Annotated in this window: 37 protein-coding genes; 33 read left to right on the plus strand and 4 right to left on the minus strand. The window is 46.3% G+C overall.

The features are described from left to right. The first annotated feature begins 5 nt into the window (after positions 1-5). From ACSIPU_RS23735 to ACSIPU_RS23780, 10 genes are all read left to right on the plus strand, one after another. Positions 6-749, plus strand: a complete 744-nt coding sequence (locus ACSIPU_RS23735) for a hypothetical protein (RefSeq protein WP_348851456.1) — start codon at positions 6-8, stop codon at positions 747-749. A 178-nt stretch (positions 750-927) separates the two neighbouring features. Then, on the plus strand, positions 928-1,455 hold the full coding sequence (locus tag ACSIPU_RS23740) for a hypothetical protein (RefSeq protein ID WP_435322370.1): 528 nt from the start codon (positions 928-930) through the stop codon (positions 1,453-1,455). Next, entirely contained in the window at positions 1,445-1,720 is a 276-nt protein-coding gene (locus ACSIPU_RS23745; protein WP_348851454.1) for a hypothetical protein, read from the plus strand. Before ACSIPU_RS23740 ends, ACSIPU_RS23745 begins: the two co-directional genes overlap by 11 nt. Before the next feature lie 372 nt (positions 1,721-2,092). Then, on the plus strand, positions 2,093-2,473 hold the full coding sequence (locus ACSIPU_RS23750; protein ID WP_348851453.1) for a hypothetical protein: 381 nt from the start codon (positions 2,093-2,095) through the stop codon (positions 2,471-2,473). Positions 2,474-2,897: 424 nt separating this feature from the next. Next, the gene (locus ACSIPU_RS23755; RefSeq protein WP_435322371.1) at positions 2,898-3,557 is read left to right on the plus strand and encodes a hypothetical protein; all 660 of its coding nucleotides are present in this window, start codon (positions 2,898-2,900) and stop codon (positions 3,555-3,557) included. A 13-nt stretch (positions 3,558-3,570) separates the two neighbouring features. Beyond that, positions 3,571-3,780: a hypothetical protein gene (locus ACSIPU_RS23760; protein ID WP_435322372.1), complete on the plus strand. Its 210-nt coding sequence runs from the start codon at positions 3,571-3,573 to the stop codon at positions 3,778-3,780. 105 nt (positions 3,781-3,885) lie between these two features. Then, positions 3,886-4,320, plus strand: a complete 435-nt coding sequence (locus ACSIPU_RS23765) for a hypothetical protein (protein ID WP_435322373.1) — start codon at positions 3,886-3,888, stop codon at positions 4,318-4,320. Positions 4,321-4,403: 83 nt separating this feature from the next. Further along, positions 4,404-4,679: a hypothetical protein gene (locus ACSIPU_RS23770; RefSeq protein ID WP_435322374.1), complete on the plus strand. Its 276-nt coding sequence runs from the start codon at positions 4,404-4,406 to the stop codon at positions 4,677-4,679. Next, positions 4,672-5,148 carry a hypothetical protein gene (locus ACSIPU_RS23775; protein WP_435322375.1) on the plus strand — a complete coding sequence of 159 codons (477 nt, stop codon included), beginning with the start codon at positions 4,672-4,674 and terminating at the stop codon, positions 5,146-5,148. The genes ACSIPU_RS23770 and ACSIPU_RS23775 overlap by 8 nt, the downstream gene beginning before the upstream one ends. Continuing rightward, positions 5,148-5,885: a plasmid SOS inhibition protein A gene (locus ACSIPU_RS23780; protein ID WP_435322376.1), complete on the plus strand. Its 738-nt coding sequence runs from the start codon at positions 5,148-5,150 to the stop codon at positions 5,883-5,885. The genes ACSIPU_RS23775 and ACSIPU_RS23780 overlap by 1 nt, the downstream gene beginning before the upstream one ends. Here ACSIPU_RS23780 and tolA read toward each other — a convergent pair. Further along, a complete protein-coding gene (gene tolA / locus ACSIPU_RS23785; protein ID WP_348851446.1) occupies positions 5,875-6,234 on the minus strand; it encodes a cell envelope integrity protein TolA in 360 nt (119 codons plus the stop codon). The genes ACSIPU_RS23780 and tolA overlap by 11 nt on opposite strands. 182 nt (positions 6,235-6,416) lie before the next feature. Here tolA and ACSIPU_RS23790 point away from each other — a divergent pair, with 182 nt between their 5' ends. The 7 genes from ACSIPU_RS23790 to ACSIPU_RS23820 all read left to right on the plus strand — a co-directional run bounded on the left by ACSIPU_RS23790 (position 6,417) and on the right by ACSIPU_RS23820 (position 11,401). Further along, complete coding sequence (locus ACSIPU_RS23790; RefSeq protein ID WP_348851445.1) at positions 6,417-6,737, plus strand: hypothetical protein; 321 nt, start codon at positions 6,417-6,419, stop codon at positions 6,735-6,737. 9 nt (positions 6,738-6,746) lie between these two features. Further along, a complete protein-coding gene (locus ACSIPU_RS23795; protein WP_435322377.1) occupies positions 6,747-7,196 on the plus strand; it encodes a hypothetical protein in 450 nt (149 codons plus the stop codon). A gap of 240 nt (positions 7,197-7,436) precedes the next feature. Further along, positions 7,437-8,642: an AAA family ATPase gene (locus ACSIPU_RS23800; RefSeq protein WP_435322378.1), complete on the plus strand. Its 1,206-nt coding sequence runs from the start codon at positions 7,437-7,439 to the stop codon at positions 8,640-8,642. Beyond that, a complete protein-coding gene (locus ACSIPU_RS23805; protein ID WP_348851442.1) occupies positions 8,639-9,622 on the plus strand; it encodes a ParB family protein in 984 nt (327 codons plus the stop codon). Before ACSIPU_RS23800 ends, ACSIPU_RS23805 begins: the two co-directional genes overlap by 4 nt. 269 nt (positions 9,623-9,891) lie before the next feature. Continuing rightward, on the plus strand, positions 9,892-10,236 hold the full coding sequence (locus ACSIPU_RS23810; RefSeq protein WP_348851441.1) for a hypothetical protein: 345 nt from the start codon (positions 9,892-9,894) through the stop codon (positions 10,234-10,236). Next, positions 10,226-10,876: a hypothetical protein gene (locus ACSIPU_RS23815; RefSeq protein WP_348851440.1), complete on the plus strand. Its 651-nt coding sequence runs from the start codon at positions 10,226-10,228 to the stop codon at positions 10,874-10,876. The genes ACSIPU_RS23810 and ACSIPU_RS23815 overlap by 11 nt, the downstream gene beginning before the upstream one ends. A gap of 15 nt (positions 10,877-10,891) precedes the next feature. Continuing rightward, on the plus strand, positions 10,892-11,401 hold the full coding sequence (locus ACSIPU_RS23820) for a hypothetical protein (RefSeq protein ID WP_348851439.1): 510 nt from the start codon (positions 10,892-10,894) through the stop codon (positions 11,399-11,401). Between the two features lie 88 nt (positions 11,402-11,489). On the opposite strand, the gene ACSIPU_RS23825 is transcribed toward ACSIPU_RS23820, so the two are convergent. Beyond that, on the minus strand, positions 11,490-12,227 hold the full coding sequence (locus tag ACSIPU_RS23825; RefSeq protein WP_348851438.1) for a DUF6710 family protein: 738 nt from the start codon (positions 12,225-12,227) through the stop codon (positions 11,490-11,492). Between the two features lie 91 nt (positions 12,228-12,318). On the opposite strand from ACSIPU_RS23825, the gene ACSIPU_RS23830 reads away from it, so the two are divergent. The 10 genes from ACSIPU_RS23830 to ACSIPU_RS23875 all read left to right on the plus strand — a co-directional run bounded on the left by ACSIPU_RS23830 (position 12,319) and on the right by ACSIPU_RS23875 (position 18,586). After that, entirely contained in the window at positions 12,319-12,636 is a 318-nt protein-coding gene (locus tag ACSIPU_RS23830; RefSeq protein WP_435322380.1) for a hypothetical protein, read from the plus strand. Continuing rightward, complete coding sequence (locus tag ACSIPU_RS23835) at positions 12,620-12,883, plus strand: hypothetical protein (RefSeq protein ID WP_348851436.1); 264 nt, start codon at positions 12,620-12,622, stop codon at positions 12,881-12,883. The genes ACSIPU_RS23830 and ACSIPU_RS23835 overlap by 17 nt, the downstream gene beginning before the upstream one ends. Before the next feature lie 156 nt (positions 12,884-13,039). Then, positions 13,040-13,399: a hypothetical protein gene (locus ACSIPU_RS23840; protein WP_348851435.1), complete on the plus strand. Its 360-nt coding sequence runs from the start codon at positions 13,040-13,042 to the stop codon at positions 13,397-13,399. After that, positions 13,362-14,066: a hypothetical protein gene (locus tag ACSIPU_RS23845; RefSeq protein WP_348851434.1), complete on the plus strand. Its 705-nt coding sequence runs from the start codon at positions 13,362-13,364 to the stop codon at positions 14,064-14,066. The genes ACSIPU_RS23840 and ACSIPU_RS23845 overlap by 38 nt, the downstream gene beginning before the upstream one ends. A 25-nt stretch (positions 14,067-14,091) precedes the next feature. Then, positions 14,092-14,433 (plus strand): hypothetical protein, encoded by a 342-nt coding sequence (locus tag ACSIPU_RS23850; RefSeq protein WP_348851433.1) that lies wholly within the window; start codon positions 14,092-14,094, stop codon positions 14,431-14,433. Positions 14,434-14,840: 407 nt separating this feature from the next. Then, complete coding sequence (locus ACSIPU_RS23855) at positions 14,841-15,779, plus strand: RepB family plasmid replication initiator protein (protein WP_435322381.1); 939 nt, start codon at positions 14,841-14,843, stop codon at positions 15,777-15,779. A gap of 903 nt (positions 15,780-16,682) precedes the next feature. After that, the gene (locus ACSIPU_RS23860; protein ID WP_348851431.1) at positions 16,683-17,174 is read left to right on the plus strand and encodes a hypothetical protein; all 492 of its coding nucleotides are present in this window, start codon (positions 16,683-16,685) and stop codon (positions 17,172-17,174) included. A gap of 14 nt (positions 17,175-17,188) precedes the next feature. After that, positions 17,189-17,908, plus strand: a complete 720-nt coding sequence (locus tag ACSIPU_RS23865) for a hypothetical protein (protein ID WP_348851430.1) — start codon at positions 17,189-17,191, stop codon at positions 17,906-17,908. Positions 17,909-18,030: 122 nt separating this feature from the next. Continuing rightward, on the plus strand, positions 18,031-18,417 hold the full coding sequence (locus ACSIPU_RS23870; protein WP_435322382.1) for a hypothetical protein: 387 nt from the start codon (positions 18,031-18,033) through the stop codon (positions 18,415-18,417). 7 nt (positions 18,418-18,424) lie between these two features. Further along, the gene (locus tag ACSIPU_RS23875) at positions 18,425-18,586 is read left to right on the plus strand and encodes a hypothetical protein (RefSeq protein ID WP_435322383.1); all 162 of its coding nucleotides are present in this window, start codon (positions 18,425-18,427) and stop codon (positions 18,584-18,586) included. Positions 18,587-18,687: 101 nt separating this feature from the next. Here the strand turns inward: ACSIPU_RS23875 and ACSIPU_RS23880 are convergent, their stop codons facing one another. Both ACSIPU_RS23880 and ACSIPU_RS23885 read right to left on the minus strand, forming a co-directional pair. Further along, positions 18,688-19,335 (minus strand): hypothetical protein, encoded by a 648-nt coding sequence (locus ACSIPU_RS23880; RefSeq protein ID WP_348851427.1) that lies wholly within the window; start codon positions 19,333-19,335, stop codon positions 18,688-18,690. Between the two features lie 90 nt (positions 19,336-19,425). Continuing rightward, positions 19,426-19,986 carry a hypothetical protein gene (locus tag ACSIPU_RS23885; protein ID WP_348851426.1) on the minus strand — a complete coding sequence of 187 codons (561 nt, stop codon included), beginning with the start codon at positions 19,984-19,986 and terminating at the stop codon, positions 19,426-19,428. A gap of 555 nt (positions 19,987-20,541) precedes the next feature. On the opposite strand from ACSIPU_RS23885, the gene ACSIPU_RS23890 reads away from it, so the two are divergent. From ACSIPU_RS23890 to ACSIPU_RS23915, 6 genes are all read left to right on the plus strand, one after another. Then, positions 20,542-20,796, plus strand: a complete 255-nt coding sequence (locus tag ACSIPU_RS23890; RefSeq protein ID WP_348851425.1) for a hypothetical protein — start codon at positions 20,542-20,544, stop codon at positions 20,794-20,796. 148 nt (positions 20,797-20,944) lie between these two features. Then, positions 20,945-21,280 carry a hypothetical protein gene (locus tag ACSIPU_RS23895; protein ID WP_348851424.1) on the plus strand — a complete coding sequence of 112 codons (336 nt, stop codon included), beginning with the start codon at positions 20,945-20,947 and terminating at the stop codon, positions 21,278-21,280. A 301-nt stretch (positions 21,281-21,581) separates the two neighbouring features. Further along, complete coding sequence (locus ACSIPU_RS23900) at positions 21,582-22,469, plus strand: DNA replication terminus site-binding protein (protein WP_435322385.1); 888 nt, start codon at positions 21,582-21,584, stop codon at positions 22,467-22,469. A 69-nt stretch (positions 22,470-22,538) separates the two neighbouring features. Next, on the plus strand, positions 22,539-22,775 hold the full coding sequence (locus ACSIPU_RS23905; protein WP_348851422.1) for a DinI-like family protein: 237 nt from the start codon (positions 22,539-22,541) through the stop codon (positions 22,773-22,775). Positions 22,776-22,933: 158 nt separating this feature from the next. After that, positions 22,934-23,260, plus strand: coding sequence for a hypothetical protein (locus ACSIPU_RS23910; RefSeq protein ID WP_435322387.1), 327 nt, complete (start codon positions 22,934-22,936; stop codon positions 23,258-23,260). Next, positions 23,257-23,517, plus strand: coding sequence for a hypothetical protein (locus ACSIPU_RS23915; protein WP_435322389.1), 261 nt, complete (start codon positions 23,257-23,259; stop codon positions 23,515-23,517). Before ACSIPU_RS23910 ends, ACSIPU_RS23915 begins: the two co-directional genes overlap by 4 nt. Positions 23,518-23,588 lie beyond the last annotated feature (71 nt).

Here is a 23,588-nt window from a genome sequence, read left to right on the forward strand (position 1 = left end):
GATTTATGACCGTTAGACAAGCCATTATCCAGAATGTCAGGCAATTTCGTACAGTGCCTACTGGTAGCTTTCTCTGGCTGGATATACCCGGTGCGGATGACTTTATTGATTGTCGTGAGGTACGGAACCTTGACGTCCTACTGGAGAAATACGGAAAACCGGAAGAGCTGGTGGTTCATCTCGATACGCCGGAAGGCGACTTTGAAGACTGTTTCCGCATCGACGTTTGCGACCTGATCAATCCACCAGCCCTACCCCGCAAGACTAACGGTGCGATTGAAGCGCGGGAGAGAGTAGTCACGTCATTCGGCGCTAAAAAAATAGAGAACGTCGAAGCGTTGGTGACGTTTTATGCCGGATACCTGCTGGCGCAATTCAGAGCGAGTCACGGTTATACCGGCCCTGATCCGGTTGTTAAAACACGATGGCACACCAAATCTTCGTGGGGTGGGAAAAAAGGGATTACGATCTCGCCGGGCTATCTGTATAACACACCATCAGACTTCTTTGGGTTCACGTTCTGGGAATACCGGCATGTCAGCAAATCCTCGATTATCGGAGATTTCATTTCGCTAAACCGATTAAATCACGTTAAAGCGCTGGTGGCACATGAGCTGGCACACTTTCTCCAGCGTAATACCGCATATGCCTGTGTGCCTGAGCTGGACTACCGGCGCGGTCACGGCGAAGGTTGGCAGTACCTTTACACGGTTACGCGTGCCGATCTTAACCGGTACGTCAAAATTTGACGGCGGAATTCTTGTTCATCAGGTCGCATACTGCGACCTTTTTTTCGAGTTAAGCGCTCTGGTCTGCGTTATCTCCGGGAGTGTCCGACAAGGCTCCCCAACTATTAAATCATGTCTAACCACATGAATTACATAATCTATATGTGAGGATTTCGGGGCGAAATCCCGCGATATTATAGTGAGTAAAACGCCGCTAGCTAACCCCTCAACCATCAAATTATCCCTGCGCTCCTCCTTCGAGCCTCCCCTGCCCCATGTTAGTCTGTTCATAACAGAACAAGAAAAATGGAGCACAACCATCATGGCAATGACCAAAAAAGAACAGGCCGCCTTTGATAAAGCAAGAAGTTATCGTTCACTCCGTTTTAGCGATTATCCCACCAGCACCGATCTTGATGCCAAATCTTCCGATACCGGGCTGGTGGCTGGCTTTGATTTTAACGTCAGCCGCGTGTTCTCAATGGGGTCAATCAGCAGCTATAGCCCGGCTGTATACGCGGCATGGTCTGAACGTAACTCTCATGGAACGGGTGATGGTTCACCTGAAACACGCCGCCACTCATCGCAGGGTGGAACCCTTTTGTATTCCACTCGCAAACGTGCGCTTGGAGCGCTACGTCGTGAACTGGAGGACAGATTTGCGAGTCTCCTTCTTCAAATTGATGATGCGATAGCAGAAGAGGATAAAGCTGAATATGAAAGTTAAAGAGCTTATCGATCTACTCCAGAAAGCCGATCCCGAAGCTGTAGTTCTGGTCGCTGGCTATGAAACTATGTTCACTAATATGGTTGCATCACCTGACCTCGTGAAAACTTGCAAAACGGTTCCGCATGATGTCGATTCGATGTACGGCAACCGAGAATTATCCACAAATGGTGAGCCTTCTGTGTGGATTGGGTGGAGTAAAGACTATCGCGGCGAAGCCCATATTGAAGCGATAGAAGATCCAGATTTGAACAAAGCTGGCTAAAACCGGCGACTGTTGAGAGCCACCGCCCAATCATGTCTCTTTCTGAATTGTTATAAGTAGCGCTGACAACAAATCATTTACAAGTATTCCCAAGGAAAATGATAATGATACCGAGCAAGTTAACAGGCCGTAAGTTACGCATAACTAAATCCACTGGTGACAGCAGTGAGCGTTTCGGCCCATGTGAGATTTGCGGTAAACACATGTCAGAGTGCTTTTTGTCCCGAGTAGGAAACGAGAGGCAGCGGGAAGATGGCTCTATTTATGCTGACCATTCTGGCCCTACTGTTTTTGCGCATGATGCTTGCATTAACAAACTATCTCTAAGTGATTGATGTAGCTTTAATTGTTGATTTTATAAGGAGAAAATCTATGGATGATTTTTTTAACAGCGTGAGTTGGGGTTGGACTATCTTCCTTTCAATATTGATTTGGGGGGGTGGCGCTGCTGCCATCATTTTTTACTACGTAAAACAGAACAGCAGCCATTATTATTACTCCAGCTTTCCGGTGTTTCCTACGACCATTGTTGTCACATTTGCGGTTGCTATGACATGGATAGGAGCGCTACCTATCTTGGATGCTATGGCTGATGAGGTTCAATACGGTTCATTAGTTGGCGCATCCAGAGAAATCCTTTCAGACCAGTACAGACCCATTTACGGCAGCGGTGGATTCCAGTTTCTTGTATTTGTCCTGATTGTCATCGTCGGTGGGGGTGTCACTTACTATCGCCGGGAAAGACGCTACTAGTGATCGTCACCTGTGACTTTGGGGTAGAAAGAGCGTAGCGATTTGCGGGCAACCGCAGTTCTCATCGCCAGAGTGATAACCTCTGGCATGAGACAACGACACGCGCCCACCGGCGCTGATCGTTCAGAGGGAATGGGAGACATCAACCCATTCCCCTTTTTTTGCCTTTAGCCCGGTCACGGAGCGGCTACTACCACATTTTCAGGGGGGCAACCAATCCCCGGAACACATCAGCGACCGCCACCCCTTTAGGGTGCTAATTCCCTACGGGAAAAATCCAGCGCCCCGCAGAAAACCAAACAATAAGTCATTGAAACAAAATAAATATTGCATAAAATTTCGGGGCGAAATCCCGCAAATTTCGGCCTCAAATATCCGCGTGAGACAATGAATTGAGAAGCCAATTACTCATTCAGGAACAGATATGAACAATAATAAATTTTTCATGGCATGTATTCGCGATACTGTGGGAAGCAACATGGCATTTCATTGTACTGATGGTGCTGGATACACTACCGATATTGATAAGGCTGCGGTCTTTTCAAAAGAAGAAGCCCAGAGATTCTGGGATTCAGCCCGTGAGTTTGATGTTCCCGTGTCACAATACTGGGTAAGCGCCCTATCCGTCTTTCATGTGGACTGCCAGCATGTACCGGCTACGACAACGCTTGTCGATGGCTGCACCCGTTATGTTGGCTTTGCTAAAGACCAATGGGATGGCAATGATCTGTACTGGTTGTGTGATGGGTATATACCCGTGACTGATTTTCATAACGCGACAATTTACGACAAACCAGATCTGAGTCGCGAAGATATTGTCTGGATTCCGTTTGACCGGGCGGATGCAGTGAAACGTCGCACGTTCGCCCTACGTCTTCTAGACAGGCGTACAATGATTCAGGCCAAGGGGTTGAAAATGCCTGAGTGGCTGAAACGTCAGCGTCGTCGTAAAAATAACAGTACCGGGAAAGTTCGTTGGAATTGTCCGGGGTGTGGCAAAATTCACTGGCAATTAAACTCGTATGATTTTGACGGTTGCACGCACTGGGATTGTTCGGAGTATGTGCGCCAATTTGAAGATTAAAGAAGGAGTAAACATGTTTGTAGATAAAGAGCCAAGCATAGTTATTAACGGTGTTGTATTGGATCATGCCCAAACAGTTGCCGTGCGTAGTGCCATATCTACTCATCGTGCATGGCTAATTGATAATGGCTTGGGTGATGACCGGCTTGGCAAAGACCTCTCCGAAAGCTATCAGGCTCGGTTAGGCGAGGTTGAAGACATAATACTTTACCCGCCACGATGACTGACCTTTTGTCTGTTTTATAACTATTCGGCACTTCATTTCGTTATGAGATAATCAAGTGAATTGACGCAATGCCGGAGTAAAATCCGGGGGTAAAGAGGCACCATGAACAATCAAATTGAAGTCGGAAGTTTAGTATTCTGTTACCGGACAGAAGGGTGCCGGGGCCGCTGTGAAGGGTTGAAAGCCGTCACTGCATTAGAAGTAAGGGACGGGACAATTTACTACAAAGTGACGTCTTCAGATGATCCAATGTATAACGGCGATTACTGGTATACAGCAGACCGTTTGCAGTTGGCTCAACGCCCCCCAGTCGGCACGGAAACAAAATTTAAAATTGGCGATCGCGTCCACTGCTTCGGAACCTACCATATTTATTGCGCCACCGGCATTATTGAGCATATCGTTTGGTTTGAGGGAAAACCTGACTACTACGTAACACCAACAGCAACTCCTTGGTATGGTTACAACGATAATTCGTTGCAACTGGCGATTGAACCTGTTCGCACCGTGTCAGAATTGGAGAGCCTCGTTTTTTAAAGCCTTCCCCTGCCCTCCAGCTATTCGGCCCCCTTTCCCTCTATGGGATAATCTTCTTACTTAACACATCGCCGGGGGGCATCATGGTTACTCCAGAAGAGCATTATCAGTTCCTAAAAAAACACTATCGCGCCAAGCGTTTTGAAGACCGTAATGGTAAAGACTGGGGTGTTAACTATTCCCACAACATTGCGGCGCACCATTACAAGGATTTGCAGGATTTCGGATATAGCCTCATCGGTCGCCATGAGTCGGCAAGCGGTGAATGCGTTATTTATGACGCTGATCTGAATCAACTCGAAAGCACGCCTAAGCGTACCCGACAGCCCGCAGAAACGGGAGGCTCAGCCAATGTGTAATAACATCAAACTATTTTATCCGCAGAAGAGCGAAACTCTGCCACGCTTTGAAGCAAGCGAGCTTCTCAAAACGGCTCCATTCGGCCTGTTTCTCGCATTCATAGACCCGCGCACAGACACATACGTTCAGAAAGTCTTTCCGTTCTTCTATGACCCGGTTAATACCTACGGGATAAAAGGGCGCTGTTTTATTTCAGAGTGGGATGGACTGAACCTCTACGTGCCAGCCGATCTTGGCTGGTACATTGATGGTCAGCAGAACTCTCATAACAGCACAAAGGTGTTCCGTCAGGAATTGGGATATCTTTGCGCTGGCCGTTTTGTCACAAAATCTGTCTCTGTGGAAGTGTCGGTGAACATTCGCATTGGCATTGAATTCGATGTTGCGTTCCTGCCACTTCTTTCGCGTTCCGGTCATGGGAACCTTGCAACCGCCTCTGCGGGTTCTCGTCAGTCGGATATAAGTTAATGGCCTGTACCGCTCTTGTACCACTGGATATGCGCCAGCAGTGCGCAATGGCTGCCATCGCAAAAGTTGAAGCCCGCATGAGTGCCGGACGTTCACTGCCTGAATTTCCGTATGCGAAAGCATTCTTTCGTGAGCTATCCGGGCAAAGCATTATTTCTTCCCGTGATATCCGGCTGGTGGACTCTGCTTACGATCCCTCCGTTCGGGGCGGCTCTACCAAAACAGACTACATTAAGGCTATCGACATTATGATTGAGAGCCGTGGGGAGCAATGGATACTCCCGCTGTCTAAGTCCGTGCTGATTACCATCTTCCCGGCATCGTCAGGCAGGCAGATTCAGCGCCGCGATCACCGGGAGCAGATTAGCCTTGCACGTAGTGAGCGTCGGGAAGAACAGAAAAAACGAGAGAAAATGCTGGCCGCTGAAAATGCAAAATGCAATGCTTGGATAGCGTTGCAGTTTTGTCTGCCGGGAAACCATAAGTCATGGCTACAAGTCTGGCGTGATGAGATGGAAGGCGCGGGGATTACCGAGTGGGAGATCAGAGCTATGCTTACACGCTGGTGGTCAGCATTTTGGATAGCCACTGTTCGTACTGACTGGCGCTGGTGTGACAGCATGTATGAGTTTCTCAACGAGCTGGACTACGTGCTCGAAACGTCTTCGTCTCAGGAGATTGACCTCTGTCGTGCTGCCTTGCCGCTGGCGCTGCCACACTGCAAGATTATGGTTTGAATGCCAGCGTTACTTTTTTAACCCGGTTCCATACCTCATCAGAAGGTGGTTTAGGCAGTTTGGCATAGCTAACCGCGTTTAGCGCCCTCTGGCAAAGTTCCTTGTCTCCCCGTTCAACGGTTGCGTCCAGTACGTTTCCATCCCTGCCTATTTTCAGGTTCAGATCGCATTCTTTTCCTTTGTACTTACTCGCTTCGTAAAACTCACTTTGTATGGCCCTCATGATTGCCGATACATAATTATTAATCTGGCGCTCAGGCACGGCATTTGCCGCTCTGACCGGCAATTCATCAGCAAAGGCTGTGCCTGAAAGGACAAGCAGAAGATACAGGTTTTTTACTCTCATCATGGCCTCTTTTCTGTGTGCAATGAAGTAAGTCTATATCAACTCGTTTCCTTCGGTAATCCTTCACCTCTGGTAAAATACAAACATGTTTCGTTTCGGCGAGATGGTCACAGCGGTGTGGGTTGTTTTAACCCCGCAGTAGTTGCAAGAACATTTTTTTTGAACGATTCATTTAAGGGGTGGCTATGACTATTTCTAGTTCATTACTTCATTATCAAGATTTGTCTCCAGAGGCAAAAGTCGTTGCACGCTCGCGGGTAGTGGCTTTTGAAGAGGAGCAGTATAAAAAATCGATAGCCCGGCTGAAAACAAATCGTCCGGCCAGCAATATTAATGCGCTGATTAACGATCCGTATCACATCCGGCGCGTAGTCAATGGATTACAGGTTGTACGTAAATACCAGCGTGCATCACGGCACGAGGTTGAACGTTGGATTGAGGAAAACCTTTGCATGTTTGATGTTGCCGGTCATTATTATTTATTCACCCAGAAAGCATTCTATTGAGGTACTTGCATGTCGATCCATATAAACGCAATTCTTGAAGGAAGTCGCGCAGCCTTTAAAGATGGATGGTTGCAGGACATCCTTAAACAACCGGACGCACCTTTCTATACGCTGTCCGGGCTGGTGGGCTTGATTAACTCGTCACGCGCCAGTTACGGCCTTGAGCCTTTGCCGAGTATAGAACGCGAGGACGGTGCACAGGCTATGCCTGTGGAGCTGCTATACATCCTGCCGGATTATCCGAACTTGCGTGTCATCAGCGAAGAATACGACTTAAATCTCGTGAGGTCGTATATCGTCAATCCACTTGCTGTTAGACCTGTAACCGTCAGACCCATTTTTGTTGGCGGTGATTTACGGCTGGCCGTCCTTGATGGCTGCTTACGTTATATAGCAATGATCATGGCAAGAGAGCAGGGCGCAAACGTCGATTTTATCCTTGCCAGAGTGTTGATATAAAAAACAAAACAATTAACGTAATTGTGCAATTAAAAAACATAAGAATCAGCAACCTGTGGGTTGCTTTTTTGTTTTTGTCGAATATTCATGTAGCCGAAATGCTTTCAAACGACATTCAAATGACAGTCAAAGAACACTGTGATGATGTCTAAATACACTTTGAATAACTGTTATCGAAATCACTACCTTGTACTAGAAATTCTGGTATAGTTCCAAAAAACGATAACAAGGGGTGTATTTATGTCAGATAATTTTGACCGACTACTTGAAACCGGACATCGCGCAAATATTATGCTCAACTGGCTGACAGAGCAGATCCAGTCGAAGCGTGAAGAATTTGAGCAAACCGAGTTTTACAAAACCTATTCCAAGTCAGCAGTATCAAAACTACCGCACCTGAGTAAGCGGGCCGTTGATGCCGCTGTTGAGGAAATGGAAGCTGCCGGATATCAGTTTGGTAAGCGTCAGGGTGGCACCTCTACCCAGTACGCTATGACCATTCAGAACATCATTGATATCTACAAGCATCGTGGTATCAAAACCTACCGAGAAAAACGCGGAAAGGCTTTCGTAATCTTCGTTGTCAATCTGAAAGGGGGTGTATCCAAAACGGTTTCTACCGTTACGATGGCCCACGGTATGCGTGCGCATCCGTCCTTACTGCATGAAGACCTGCGCATTCTGGTGATTGACCTTGATCCGCAGGCTTCGTCTACGATGTTCCTCAATCACCATCACAGTATTGGCCTCGTAAATAACTCCAGCGCACAGGCCATGTTGAACAAAGACCTTACCCGTAAAGAGATTCTGGAAGATTTCGTGAAGCCTTCCATCGTTCCGGGTGTCGATATTATTCCCGCCTCTATCGAGGATGCGTTCATTGCCTCCCGCTGGACACAGTTATGTGATCAGCACTTGCCGGGGATGAACGAGAACAACGTTCTGCGCGAGAATATCATTGACAAAATCAGTAACGATTACGACTTCATCTTTGTTGATACCGGGCCTCATCTTGACCCATTCCTTATCAATTCCATCGCCGCTAGTGACATGCTGATGACACCGGTTCCACCTCCGCAAGTGGACTTCCACTCCACGCTCAAGTATCTGACGCGTTTACCTGAGCTGGTTCAGCTTATTGAAGATTCGGGGCTGCAAAGCAACATCATTGCTAATGTCGGGTTTATGTCGAAAATCATCAATAAATCAGACCATAAACAGACGCACAGTTTCGCCAAAGACGTTTTCGGTGGCGATATGCTCGATGCTGTTCTTCCTCGTCTGGAAGGGTTTGAGCGTTGTGGGGAGTCATTTGATACAGCTATTAGTGCCAACCCACAATCTTATGCCGGTAGCCCAGAAGCACTGAGAACAGCGCGTGTTGCCGCAGAGGATTTTTCCCGTGCGGTGTTTGACCGTATTGAATTGTTGAGAGGTGCGGCATGATACAGAAAAAAGAACGTGCTGTTCTGGGCCGGACTTTTGCTGAATCACCTCTTTCCGGCAAACCCACAGTAACGTCGGCTGAGAGTAGCCAGCGTTTCACTCTTGCCTCGGGCCATAAAGTTACATTTCACGTTGAAGTGATCCCTGCTGAATTCGTCGAAAGCCGCACCTATGTTGACCAGAGTATCAACGGACGAGATCAGAAGGCGCTCAGCGCAGAATCACTGGCAGACATCACCCGCACACTGCCATTGCAGCAGTTTTTTCCGGTGATCGGTCGTCAGGTCGGGGAGCGCGTTGAGATCCTTGATGGTTCACGTCGTCGTGCTGCCGCACTCATTTGCGGTGTTGGCCTGCGAGTTATGTTCACCAAAAGCGATATTAGCGCGGACGATGCCCGCCAACTCGCTGCCGATATTCAGACAGCCAAAGAACACAACATCCGTGAAGTCGGGATGCGTCTGATGGCATTGCGTGACAGTGGCCTAAGTCAGAAGGAAATAGCTGAACAGGAACGCATTTCACCGACGAAAGTCACGCGTGCAATTCAGGCCGCATCAGTACCTGAAATGCTGCTTTCTGTGTTCCCGGTTCAGTCAGAACTGACGTACCCCGATTACAAAAAGTTGCTCACCGTGGCTGAAGTGGCTGAAAAGAAAAAACTGGAACTTGATGCGCTGGTGGCCGATGTGGGAAAAGAGGCCGAAATTCTGCGATCAGAAACGAATCTGTTACCTGACGACTATAAGAATGAGGTCATTAAGCTTTTCGACAAATCTATCGCAACACTGACGGTTAAGCCTGCGGCAAACAAACCTGTTGTTGAGTCGCTGAAAAAATACGATGACAGCCGCGCATATGCACGGAAAAAAACGAACAGTAAAGAACGAAAAGTTATCTACGAGTTCAGTCGAATCAGCAAAGAGGCGCAGGAAAAAATTGACGAGGCTATTCGGGCTATCATTAATCAATATGAGTAGTGAGGCTTTGCGACGCATGGTAGCATCCCCGATACGTTGACAAATCAAGCCCTGTTTTACAGGGCTTTTTTGTTTCTGACAAAACACTCCCCCACTTGATAAGGCACACGTAACTATATGTTTTAAATTAATATTCACCTTGAATTTCGGGGCGAAATCCCGCAAATTTCACGGAGCGTCGAGGGAAGGGGGAAGGGGGAAGGGGGAATTTCGGGTGAATCTTTCCGCATGAGATAATCTCCTCAACAATTAAACGAGAGGGATAATCCGTGGCTAACCGCAAATCAAACTCAGACAATCTTGACCTTCTGGCGCTCCCCAAATGCAGGGTGGTTTCCCTTCTGCTTTCGTCCCTTGAGTTCGCTCTTCGTGATCTCTCAAATAAGCGCCAGTCACTGCCAGTATTTCGCAGGAACCTTGCGGCAACATTGTTTGAAATTGCCGATATCAATACTTTCAGCGATGACAAGTTAAAAGCGATAATAACCATCCCTGCTACTAAGTTTAAAACATGCAAAGCAGCCAATATTACCCTTAACGAACGGATAGCCCAGTCGCGTGAATTGCTCCGGGCATTGCGTTCAGATAAAACGGGAAACATGTATGTCATCTAAAATTACCACATCTGTCACCTTTACGTTTAATGGAAAAGCCCCCGCTGACTGGGTAGCTGCGCTTACCGAATCGAGTGTCCAAGCCTCATGGATAGACCCAGAGTCACCGGGTAGCGTTATCTTGAAGGAGATTATGCTTAACACTCCCGTTGAGGTTGAGGCGTTCGAAGACAGAAGCATTATCACCGTAGAACTTCCCGAACAAGCTAATGTATTGTCATCATTACTGGGGATGTATGCCGCTACAGATGCCAAAATACTTTTAATCGCAGGCTGTCAGAAAGTTAGCTCGCTGGCGTGTGTTACGCTCAAGACATCTACGCTTTTGCCTTCTGGTGTAGTTATCAACAGTGAACATAAGGCTGAACGTAGCATGTATTTCATGACGCAAAACGGGATTTGTGTTCTGGCTGATTCAACGGTAACACTCTCCCCTGAAAAGCTTCCCGGCGTGACATTCTTCGCCAGCGAAGAAGAAATGGATACTGCGGGTATTGCACGGTGGGGCGAGAATGGCGGGGAAGGGTGGCGTACTCATGCAACTGTTATGGCAGGGCGCGTGGTGCTGCTGAATGGCTTTGGTCATATGATTCCACTCGATCATGAGCCGGAAATTATCATCAATTCAATTAGTAACTAACCGGAACGTATGTAAGTGAATGCATTTTCATTTCAAAAGTCTTGGCGTGACTTTGGGCTGGTGGCTTTAAATATGCTGGGCGTCATCCTTTTTTATCATGAGTTGACGGCCTATCTCGCACCACTGCAAAAGCCAGTTCCTCTTGAACTTGCCTTTTCTTTTTCCCTCGCGTTCGCTGTATTCATGGAGCTGCGCTACGGTTTCAACCGATTTGTGATCATCCAGTTAACGACGACCGTTCTGGTGTTCATATTCGGAACGTTCATTGCACACCTGCTTCGTTACCAGTATCTGTCACTGACTACCTTCCTGATATCTGAGCCAGATGTTGAAGGTATGATCGGCACTGACTACTATACCGCCCTGACAAATCCCGCAATTGGCTATGGAAGTTGTTTTGCCGCTGGCCTTTCTTTCTCACGCCTGCTCATCTGGAAAAAGTTGAGGCGGATTTTGTTTGCCATCTTCATGCGAGGGTGTAGTGATAAAGCCTGTCCATGCTGTGGAACAGTTGTAAAAAAATAACACAACAAAAACGCTTTTATCTTTCCAAAAGCCTTCATTCTGCTGCCTAAATGACATGCAAGCCCTGAATTCGCGGGGCTTTTTGTCTCTACAGGATCAACCGGCCAATCTCATAAATGGCCGCGACTCTGTAATCTTTTACTGCCTCTATGACTTTATCACCCGCATACCAGTGAAGCCCATCTGTAGATACGAGATCAAATACAGAGGAGGCATCCGTGACCCTGTAGGCTTTTAATTCACCTTCCCCCCAGAGTATCCCCGGCATTAATGAGTGGTTTCCACCACCTACAAAGCCTATCTTCCACGGAAGCCAAACATCAATTTTGTGGTTATCATCACTGACCCACGGATTACCTGCGTGCGTGCCGATGCTCAGTGCATTCTTGTACCGGTTTTCACTCCACGGGCAAGGAAGAATAATGTCTTTTGCCAGAAATACGGTGTAGTCACTGGAAAAATCCCCCTTACTTTGAGCCATGCTGACATCGAAGTAGTGAATGAAATCTGAAAAGAAAAAGAATCGTTCATCAAGAAATTCTCGCGCATCCTGTCCCTCAGTTGCAACCGCGAGAAGGTAATCAGCTTGAATAGGCCGGATAAGCGCTCTGATCAAGGTTTCCCTGCCGGGGTTATCCACGCTTTTCGCCAGCGACATTACCTTGTCAAAACGTAACTTTCCTTCTTCTGCGTACCATTTTGCGTTTCCCGGAATGGAACTTACCCCACTTTGAAATCGAGGGTGCTGAGGCAGTTTTGTCGGTTTGCTTTCTTCTGGAACGCTATGAACTGTGCGGAAAATCTTTCTCAGAAAATTCTTCATCATTCGCTCTGATTAAACCAGTGATGCCTGTTTGGTCTCCCTGTCTGCTGTGCGATACTAAAATCATCAACAAAACAACGTTAAGGAAGTGCCAATGTCCAGCAACAATCTTAACCAGAAAATCAACGATGCGCTTACGGCCATTGGCATCACAGTAGCAGGCGGGCATTCCCGTCTGATAGTAATGCTAGAAATGAATGGTTTTGCAATTTTAAACGTCGATGAAGCAGGGGAGGAAACCGAGATCACACTACACAAATCAGCAAGTGGTGATGTAACAGCCCAGATGAACGCAAAACCTAAGACGGTAAAAAACCAGTGCCCAAGCCTTCAGCACCCGAACCGAGCCAGTACAAACGCCGTCGTCGCCCATAACCTGAAATTAAGGAGTTACAATGTACGGAACGGTTAACGAAGTTATCGAGCGCCTGATGTGCAGAAACCCCGATGAGCCAATTGGTGCAATCATCTGGGACGCAGATGATGTCAAAGAAGCTATGGCGCTCCAACGCAATGAGAAGATTGACGATAAGCTTGCAGTGCAGGCTTTGTCTCGGGCAATCTCTTGCCATGACGCGAACCACGGCGTTTGCTGGGACACGTTTGTTTGCACTGTTGATGACATTAAAGAAGAACTGGAAGAGAAGCTCGAACAGTAAATTACGCAACGTCTCAAGAAGCCCGCAAACGCGGGTTTTTTATCGCCCGAAATCATTTGTTTTTTACCCACTACCTATTCGACCCCCTGTTTGTCGGTGATAGCCTGTTTTCAGGCATATCCCGTTTATGGGACTTTAGACTGGGGCGGAGGGAGTATGTTTAATCCGACAGAAATCAATGTGACACACCACGCAATGCTTCGCTGGGCGGAACGTGGATACATGGGAAATAACGGACTCATTTACGAGTTATCAAAGGCTGAACAGCTTGATAGTAATACAGCACAATACGATAACGACTTGAAATCTTTTTTGCGGTTTGTTGAAACATACGAGAAAAATCATGGAGATAAAACGTATTTTTTCACCAAATGGTTTATTTTCGTATTGGTGGAAAAGGAACTGATCACTTGCATCTCAAGAAAGCCATGTTCACAAGTGTCTAAACCTCGCGAACTAAAGCATATGAAGTTAAAGCATGAGAAGAGAAGCAGACAAAAACGGCGAGTATATTGACAAGGGAAATGTTATGTCGCGACGCATATCGAAATGGTTATTCTGCGGATATTGGGGCACTTTGGTAGTGATGATTGTGGTATCAGTATTAGGGAGTCAGGCCATTACGCGCAGTGATGACCTGCGCGTTTACCTGATGGCCTCAAACATAGCCCCATACAATACCAACTGGGTGACGGTGATCCGAAACCGTGAGAAGCCAGATATTACTGCATTGATGGTAAATGTTCCCGGAACCGAAGATAAGGCGCATATGCGCCTCATAGAGTACATCACAAGCGATTTGGCTGTAATGGGTAGGGAGGGACTTAAAAACCTCATACAGAGCGATACAGAAGCCTCAATTCTTGATAGACCTACATACGGAACGCTGATCGATGTTGATCCTAAACAGGCTAAGATGTTGTTCTATGACACAAAGGCCGACATGTTGCTTCTCGGCTTAACCATGTTCTCCCTGCCGGAAGTTGCTTTTCTTACCATTGCTACACTGGTAACTCTGCTCAGGCATGTTTTCACGGGAAGAGGACGCAGAGCACTGGTGGTCTTCACCTACTGGACAAAAATATCTTATTTTGTTTCGTTTTTGTCTATGTGCGCAGCGCTGTGGTTTATGTCTTTCCCTGTTTTCCCCTCTCTACTGAAATGGGTTGGACATTTTTTCTAATTCAACTCTATCTGGAGGAGTGTTTATGGTTTCAAAAGTAAGCATTAGTTTTGGTGGTAAACAAATCGAAGTATATGGAAATAACATCCGCATTGCTGGTGGCGTAATGTATGCCGATGGGCAGCAGATTAATGTTGGTGAAATCATGCAGCCGATCCATGTGACTATCAACGGTGATATTGGCGTACTGGAAACTGAGAGCGGCGATGTGACAATTAATGGTAATGCCGGTTCGATAAGTACGAAGAACGGGAACGTTAGTGCTCAGAACGTTACAGGCGATATCACTACCAAAAACGGGAACGTTGCTTGTGGGCCAGTATCGGGTTCAGTCGATACCAAAAGTGGCAACATTCATCGCCGATAACAGAGCAGGAACCGCTCACAGGGAATGAATGGGGGTTTCTTTCATTCCCTGTGAGCGGTTGGACAAGCGTAGCGCGTCAGTAGAAAAGAAAGGTAAGATTTAAAGGCTGCGAGCAACATACAAAACTGTTTACCCACCATAGAGTTATCCACATATCCCCCGGCTAGATCCAATAATAAGATCCTTATCAGATCCCAAACAGATCCAAACAGATCCCTGATCGCTCCAGCCCTTGCTGTGACTGGGCTGAGCGGGGGTCGTGATGTGCTGTAGCGGGAAAATGATGTGCTGTAGCGGGAAGTTGATGTGTTGTAGCGGGGAATTGATGTGCTATAGTGGGAAAACCGATGTGCTGTGGTGGGAAGCACATCATTTTTATCAACATAGCGAATGTGGTCGCATATAAAATGGAAAAAGACAATAAAGTCATCAAGTTATTCAAAGATGCCATTCCAGATCCAGAAAATGAAACACACAGGAAATTAACAGTGACAACGCATTCATCTGTCCAGCCTGCTGTGCTGATGAAAATGGGGGTATTCGTACCGACAAAGAAAAAAGGTACGGAAGCCGCACCTATAGATGCAAGTGATGCCCTTTCCAAACTAGAGTACGCTTCCCGCGAAGGGTACAGCCAAGTGGAAATAACCGGGCCGAGGCTAAATCTGTCTACAGATTTCAAAATCTGGATGGGCATTATACATGCGTTTAGCCGCAGTGAAGATGCCCTGACAGGGAATAAAATAGTCATTAAATTCACAGACTTTGCCCGATATTGCCAGTATCCGAACAAGCGGTTTGACTCAAGGCTCCGTAAGGAAATGGCGGACTCTCTTGCGCGAATACGTGGGAAAACCATCAAATTTTCAAAGCCCGGCAGCACGAAAGTGTCTGTGACTGGCCTATTGAAGACCAGTGAGTTTGATGTCGATACTAACACTGTAGTTCTGGAAGCTGACGAAAGGCTATGGGAACTATACAGCGATGATAATCTTACGCTTTTACGTAAGAAACCTTTATCTGCATTACCCCGCAAAGAGGCCGCTCAGGCTATTTACACTTACATAGCAGCACTGCCTGCTAATCCCCTCCCTTTAAGCTTTGAACGCTTGCGAGCACGGTTGCTTATGCCTAGCTCAAAAGGAGAACAGAACAGAACGATCCGTAATGCGTTGGAAGACCTGCGGAAAATCGGTTATCTGGACTATGATCTCTACAGGGATAAGAACTCCAAAGAGTTTATCGTTAAAATATTCAGCAGAAACCCCACCCTTCGCCCGGATGCGGGTGCCGGTGCGGGTGCCGGTGCCGGTGCTGGTGCCGGAGCCGATGCTGACGGTGAGTAGTCGGTACTCATATTCAGTGTGCTGTAGCGGGAAATCCGTCTTGTCATGTGCTGAAGTGGGAAATTTGCCTTGTCATGTGCTGTAGCGGGAAATCCGTCTTGTCATGTGCTGAAGCGGGAAACCCGTCTTGTCATGTGCTGTAGCGGGAAATCCGTCTTGTCATGTGCTGAAGCGGGAAACCCGTCTTGTCATGTGCTATAGCGGGAAACCCGTCTTGTCATGTGCTATAGCGGGAAACCCGTCTTGTCATGTGCTATAGCGAGAAGGCTACCTCAATGTGTTATTGCGGGAAGAGCATGTGTTGAAGTGGGAAACCTGAAAATCTGATGTGCTATAGCGGGGAAAATTGGCGGATTTTATTTTTTTTTGGTTAAGTAGCTTATTATTTGAGCTAAATTAGGGTGTTTTGAATTTTTTACCCCTCAAAAGCGTCCCCTTTTATTGGTGTTTTCCCACTACAGCACATCAATTGGCCCCATTTACCCGCTCAGGCACATGAGGTTGTCCGTTATTTAATCAATAGAAGCCCCGGCGTTCCCTCTACAGCACATCAAGTTTCCCCTCCCAGCACATCAGTCTTCCCACTACAGCACATCAATTGCATTTAGTTTTACTGAGCAGTTCTTATTTTCCCCGCTACAGCACATGGTTAGCCATCTTATCCCGCTCCAGCACATCACTTTTAGAGTAGTGATCATAAAAACAGGTGCGTTTTGTGGTCATTTTCCCACTACAGCACATCGCCGTTTACTGACCGACCGTGCATTGCAAATTTTCGTGATTATCCCACCTCAGCACATCAGCTTGCTTTCTTTCCCGCCTCAGCACATCAATTTCGGCAGGTGGGCGTTTTGTGATTTAATGAGCAAAAGTTTTTTGCAGTGTTTTCCTTGAGGTAAGTCCATGTCTCAAAGTCAATTTGAAGAAGCGATCAAGTTTTATGGCGACAGGCAGAAGGATGAAAGCAAAAGAACAGCGTTGAATGTTCAGTACAGTAAAAGAGATAAGTCGGACGAGCTGACGGTTAACGTTGAGGTAGCAAAAATCATTGGGAACGAGGTTCAGTGGGGTAGCAAGATGTACTTACAGCTTTCGAAGTATGAACTGACTGCGTTTTGCGAACTGCTGTTTGGCCTGAGAAAAAGCACAACGATCAATTACCACGGTCAGAAGAAAAACAAAGGGCTGACTGTGCATAACAATGGTGCTCAGGGTGTCATGCTGATCATGTCTGAGGCCGGTGAAACGTTGCAACATCTTCTGAGTCATGAGCAGCGCATAGAATTAGGCGTGTTCATTATTCGCCGTCAGGCTATGGCGTGGCAAATTGCTGTAAGCGATGTGCTGGCTATTTTGCGGCAGTCGGTTGCGATCAGTAGAACGGCCAGCAATTAATAAGGGGCAAAGCAGTGAACACGAACAATACCCAGTCCATTGACCGTAAGTTGAAGAACCTCACCGAAGCGCTTTCGGCCAATGAAGACATTAAACGCAAACTGATCATCCGGTTGGGTGACAACTATGAAAGAGACGCTCTGCCTCTTCGTGCTCAATTGATAGCGAGGGCAGAGGTAAATAAGCGGCGCCAGACTCAGTATGAACGTGAACTAGTGGCTCAATGGGGTGGTCTGATCGACCCAGAAGGCGATATATGGTTCCTTCCCGGATGCAGCCCAGACCTTTCGATGCTGTTCAATCCTCCTTATCCCGGCTTTTGTGAAGGAATTTTGACGGCTTTTATTCGCGAACATTATCTTAGCCGAAGAAAACAGGGGGAAGAAAAAACTGTTGAGATAGGGCTGCGATATCCACCAGCTAAAGATACGTTACCGCTCATGCTGAAAGGGATTACCGCACTTTTACCCTATATGACAAAAATGGAAAACGGCCATGTGTGCGTTACGCCTAACACCTCCATCACTTTCACCGACAGAGAAGGGGAGGCTGTTTACATCACATATGAGTTGCTCGTTATTGATCCAGAGTCGGGAAGAACGGATTTACTAATTCATGTGTCGGGTGAAGAAGAAACAGTACACCTTACTTTTGATCATATTCGGTCTGCCCTGCTGCATCTGGTTTCTTCTCGTTATTTTTCCGTCAACAGGTACAGGAAATTGTTCGCATAAATCAAGAGAGTTTGAGGCACGCTTACCAGCGACGCAATGCGTCTCGGTCAACCTCTCGGCAGTACAAAACGAGTTTGTATCTGCCTCAACGTTATCAGTAAAACATATTTTCAAGGTAAGTTATGAATCTGGATATCCTTAACCAACCGCTTACTCCGGTATCAGATCTGGCGATTTCTGTTATTGTATTTGCATACTCTGCATTCGTTTTGAGGATCTTGTGGAACACTTTCGTTTCACCTTTTGGTGTTAAGAAAATCAACACCATCTGGGCTATAGGTCTTGTGATCCTGCTATATACACTTTTGTATGTTACTTTCCCAACTCGGTTAGTTTCACCTGTGGAAAATACGGAATCATCGTCAATAATGAGTTACGTAAAGATGGTGAGTCGTCTCAGCATTATCCTGCTCTCTGCTTTATTTTTGCGTCCGCTGATGCCGAAAGAGACTAAGGGTGGCAATGACTCCAGCTTTTTATCAGGATTATATCGAAATGAAAATAAGTGAGGTTACAATGGTTAACGAAAACAAACACCGGAATGATGTAGTGATCACTGTGAAGTCAACGCCGCTTGAAGAAGTGATGAAGGACTGGTCTGATGAAGATAAAGAAAGGCTCGGAAAGGCGGTGATCGCTAACACGAGTTTTAGGATGACGTTTAAGCAGCCAGAGTAAAGAAGGGGCCGGTTGGCCCTTTCTTTTTCCGTGTTACCTGTTTAACTTTCGCTGGCCGCTTCCCCTGCTTTACTGCAAACGTAATTACAGCCGGGCAGATATCAGTTCATAACAATACCCACGTCAGCGGTGTTGCTCTCTTTGTTCACTTTCACCACAAGTTTTTCCCCTGTGCTGGTTTCAATCAGACCGTCATAATCTTTATTGATTTCCTCCGGTTCAAATAGGTCAAACGCTTGCACGTCTTCGGTATTCACAACGCGACCAATTCCGACGACGCAGAATATTTTCTTATCCAACGTTTCAGAAGTGATGAGTTTTTGTAATTTACGGGCCTGCTCCTGTTGTTCCTGCGGCAGCTCGTTATACGAAAAGAGATTATTGTCATAGGCGAGGGGTTTGATATGAATGAAAGTGTCAGGGGTAAACCAGTCAGCCCAGCGTACTTTTGGATGATCTTCATGGAATTCGATGCAGGGAACATTCTGTTCAACGAACACCTGAAAAAGCCTAAGAAGGCCCGGAAGACAATCAGAATCCCAGCCATCGGCACGCAACGTTTCCTGAATATTTTCCCATGCTGTACCAATACTACGGAGGTTTACGATAACGCTGTTCTTCGCACCACGAAAAACGTAATCCGCATTTTTATTGCTGGCGATACCGTAAAGAAAATCCTGATCCATTACGTGCCGGGTGGAAACTTTCGCGGTGGGATAGATATAAACATCATTACAGAGAAGGGTCATTATTCAGGCTCCGGTTGTTGTGATGACTCAGTGTGTCAGATAATGAAATTATTCCATGACAGGAGAGGGGGCCGAATAGCTGAAAACATATTAAATCGGATTTAATTTATTCCCGGTGATTAGCGCGATAATGCTTTTTACTTCTTCATCGCTGAGTTTGTTCAGTACCAGTCGGTAATCCCCCTCGATGCATTCTGCGATTTCGCCGTAATGTTTATCGCTTCCGTTTTTAAAATGAAAACTGTTAACACTCTTTGACGGGATCACAGCAATGCCGGATGTTTTAGCCGTCGAGATAATGCCCATAAAAACATCTTTCGCTGCAACGATTTTATCTTCTTTTTTATTGGCGGATTTATTCCATTCGTCCACGAGCGGTGTCAGTTTTCTGATAACTTCGCTGGCACTGTAGAGAGAAAAAGTGTGTTTAGGTAACTCAATACTTTCACTCCGGTGAAAGTATTTATCGCTGATAAATACCATAAATGAAATGGACGTATCGCTGATATCGACGAGCATAGATACCGACTCATTATTTAGTTTTGCCCGAAACGGATTCATTATGCGGGGGTTGTTTTTCCAGCAGTCGGGCAGGGAATTAATAACATCTTCGACGTTGATTTGCGTATCGGGAATAACGTATCCAGTCACGATAAAGGCACCTTTACGGGTTGATATTCACTGATTATCGCACGGGTAATGGGTGGGCCGAAGGGTTACGGCGGGTCAAAAACCAGCTATATTAGACCAACATGCAATAGAGGGGTATAAGCCCCTCCGCTGCGCTCCGGGGCAGGGAGTTCCACTTTTACGCCGTGCCTCTTTGTGAGAGGGGGCCGGAATTCCACCTGATCCCCTGAGCCGGTATGCAAGAATAGAAAAGAGAGAAGAGGTGATCCCTTCGAATCCGCATAGTCTCTCTGGTGAGCGCCCCGAGAAAAAATAAGAGAAGAATGAGAGAAAAAAAGAAAAAATAAAAGATGGCCGACGTTCATCGGGATTTCAGCGATACAAAAGGTCAAAAGATAAGGTAGGTTTCTCAGCGAGGTAGTATTGAATCGCTACATTGCATGTTGGTCTAATCTGTTTTTATTGATGCCGCTGTTAGTGGGGAAAGTTGCTGATATTCCCACAGCCGGGTTTTGACCCGTAATTGCTTGGTGGTAAAATCAAGCATGTCCTCATCAAAACTAAAAGGTGATTAACATGGTTCGTCGTTTAACAGCCGCTTCTGCCATTGCGGAACATCTCGGATGGAACCTGCCGGACGTAACAGAAACGCGTTATCAAAGTACGCGCAACCGACAGTCAATTTACGTTATCGGCGATGACTATATGACAGGGTGCTCAGTGGGTAAAAAACCTAAAGCTTTCGACGGATACAACTGGGTAAAAGTTGACTCATGGATCACCGAAAAGTTTGGCTGGGAAATTTATCAGGCTTTACCGGTGAGTGAATAAAAAGGCGCACCCCATTTGTTTGGGTAACGAAATCGATAGAGGCACTGGCAACCAAATCATGTCACGCTCATCGATATTATTGGCAATATGCCAAAACCCTCACGGTAATTACGGCATGGGGTATGCCAACGAACAGAGAAAAATGTGAATGGCGTTTATAAAATATTTTTTAAGATTAGAAAGAGAGAAGCTTATCGGTTTTTTACTTATCCTGTTTGTCTCGGTTCATGGCCTGATTAAAGGAGGAGTCGATAAGCAATCCCTTATCGGGATCGCGGTAGGCGCGTTGTTCATCTGGGCAATATTCAGGTTAAATGGGGGCCACTTATTTATTTTACTTGCCACCTTTCTGCTACTGGCTGGCATGATGTTCGCCGGATATCTGTTACAGGACATCTACCTGAATCACTACTCAGGTTTTTTGCTTGGCGGGATATTAGTGTGCCTCTTCAAAGAATACGAAGCGTTTCGAAAACTCCCTTAGCGCAAATAAGATTTCTGATGAAATACTGTTTCCCCTGCGACCGGTGGGTATCGGGAGTGCTTGAGAAGGCAGTCTCCGTTCTTCGGTGTATCACCTCCTTTGGGATTAGCAAAGAAACTTCGGGCCGTAAGAAATACAAGCATTGAAACATCCCCCTTTGCTGGGGTAAACGCCTGACAAAAATGAATAGGATTTTATTTGTGAAAAAATAGCAGTGCCAGATTTCGTAAAACAGTTTTATTGCTACAAACACCCTTGTTGGTTAAAATACATACTGTATAAACTAACAGGGGTATCCGTCATGGATTTGAAAAAGGCATTTGATCAGCTTATCGACGAGCTGTTGACGCTGAAAAAGTTGATCAGAGGTAGCTCGCCGTTGTTTGCTCGTGTCTCCGAAATCACCCCGGTTTTGCGCGGTGCAGAGAATGTGCCTGTTAAAGAAATCAAGCCTGTTCAGTTATACGGTCGAGACGCAATGACCAAGGCTGTTGATACGTGGCTTGACCTGCATATTAAAGACGAGTTTTCTCAGAAGGCGGCACGTCGCGCTGCCGGGGTACTCTGGTTTCCGTCCGATGACAATGCATTCACTGCGGAGTTAGTTCGTCTGCTGGAAATGATTAATACACTCAAAGCCAGTATCGAAAACCACATCATTAGCAACTTTCAGACGCGCACGGCAAGGTTTGAGGCGCTGCATAATCAGTGTTCGGGCGTGTTGACACTGCATTTGTATCGCCAGATCCGCTGGTGGCACGATGAACGTATTTCTGCGGTCAGATTCTGCTGGCAGGAAAAAGAGTCTTTGCTCGCACCTGACAAAATTGACTTACTCATTCGAATGGGCAAGGACGGTAGGGAAGACGAAAGCCAGAAAATCCCGATGAGTCAGTTGATACAAAAAGTAACTTCTGTACCCGAGGAGAAGCTTCGCATTCGACGTCGCCTCAAAGTACAGCCGGTTGCGAACATTACTTTCGGTGACGAACTGAATTCCTCTGGTACGCTGAAAACAGTAACTGCTCCAATGCCATACATTATTATTCAGAACGAACGACCAGAGATAAAAATGCTGGGTCATTTTGATGCTTTAGAACGTGCCAAACGTAAGCCGCGCAATGACAGGGTTAAGACTGAGGTGATAGGTCATTTTCACGGCGAAACCATTGAAGTGATTACAGAATAATGATTTTTACTGGACATTTGCCGCTTGGTTAACTACTGTGTATATGTACAGTAATAACCGGGGGGTTATATGTTACGTATAGATGTTCGATTCGATGCAAGTAAGAAGGTGTCTGCTAAAATTCAACAAGCACTGAGAACTGAAATCGAGAAAGAGATCCTGTCAAATTATGAACGTGGTGTGGTGAGAGTAGGGAAAGGCAGTAGTGCTGAAGTCTCCATAACGGGTGTGGATGATGAGGAAAAGAAAGCAATATTGCAGCGACTGGAAGACATATGGATGAGTGATAATTGGTTGCCTTCATAGTCCTCATTACGCAGAACCGGACGTTATGTCCGGTTTTTTTTTGCCTCATGTTGTCAGAACCAGAAGCTTTTTTGCACAAAAAATCTGGATGAGCTATTCGACCCCTATGTTTGGTATGTCAGTCTTGTTGGAAAGGTTAACAAAACGAGAGGAAGGGAATGACACCGCATAGAACATATGACTACCAACCAGATGAGTGTGAAGCCATTGCTTCGTTTGAAGCTAAAGGTGTTATGAGAACCTGCGCTGAACTGGAAGCGTTATCTAACACTGCTCAACATCGTTTGGCAGAATGTTTTCAGCAGAACAATTCCATTCCTGTCGGATTTACAGCGATTGACTTCCTCAATGAAACGGAGCGCCATAATCATCACATACTGAGGCTCTCACTTACATTGTGTGTCGATGAACGCAAAGAAGCCCATGAACGCATTTTAGCACGTCGTGAATCTATGAAACACAGAGTGCAGGGAGCATTGCCATGAAACTCGGGTCACGCCAACAAATCATACTCACTGCTATGGTGAAGAACGCCGGTAAATTTTGGCCGGGATGCGGTATTGTCTGGAACAATTTCAGTACGACACGTCAGATCCTTAATTCTCTAGCAGAGAAGAATCTGATCATCCATAACGGTAACTACCGTTATGCCGTCACAAAAGAAGGTGCGAGGTTAGGTGATCCATTTCGTTACATCAAAGAACGAGTGGCTGAAAAGACTGGACGGAATTATTCCGAATGAAAATTTTGAGCGACTATTAACTTCGGCCCCCACTTGTTAGGGGATAAAATGGAGTTTTCAAACAATTTTTC

The sequence above is a fragment of the Klebsiella sp. HN106 genome, assembly GCF_051209435.1.
Classification (GTDB): domain Bacteria; phylum Pseudomonadota; class Gammaproteobacteria; order Enterobacterales; family Enterobacteriaceae; genus Klebsiella; species Klebsiella oxytoca.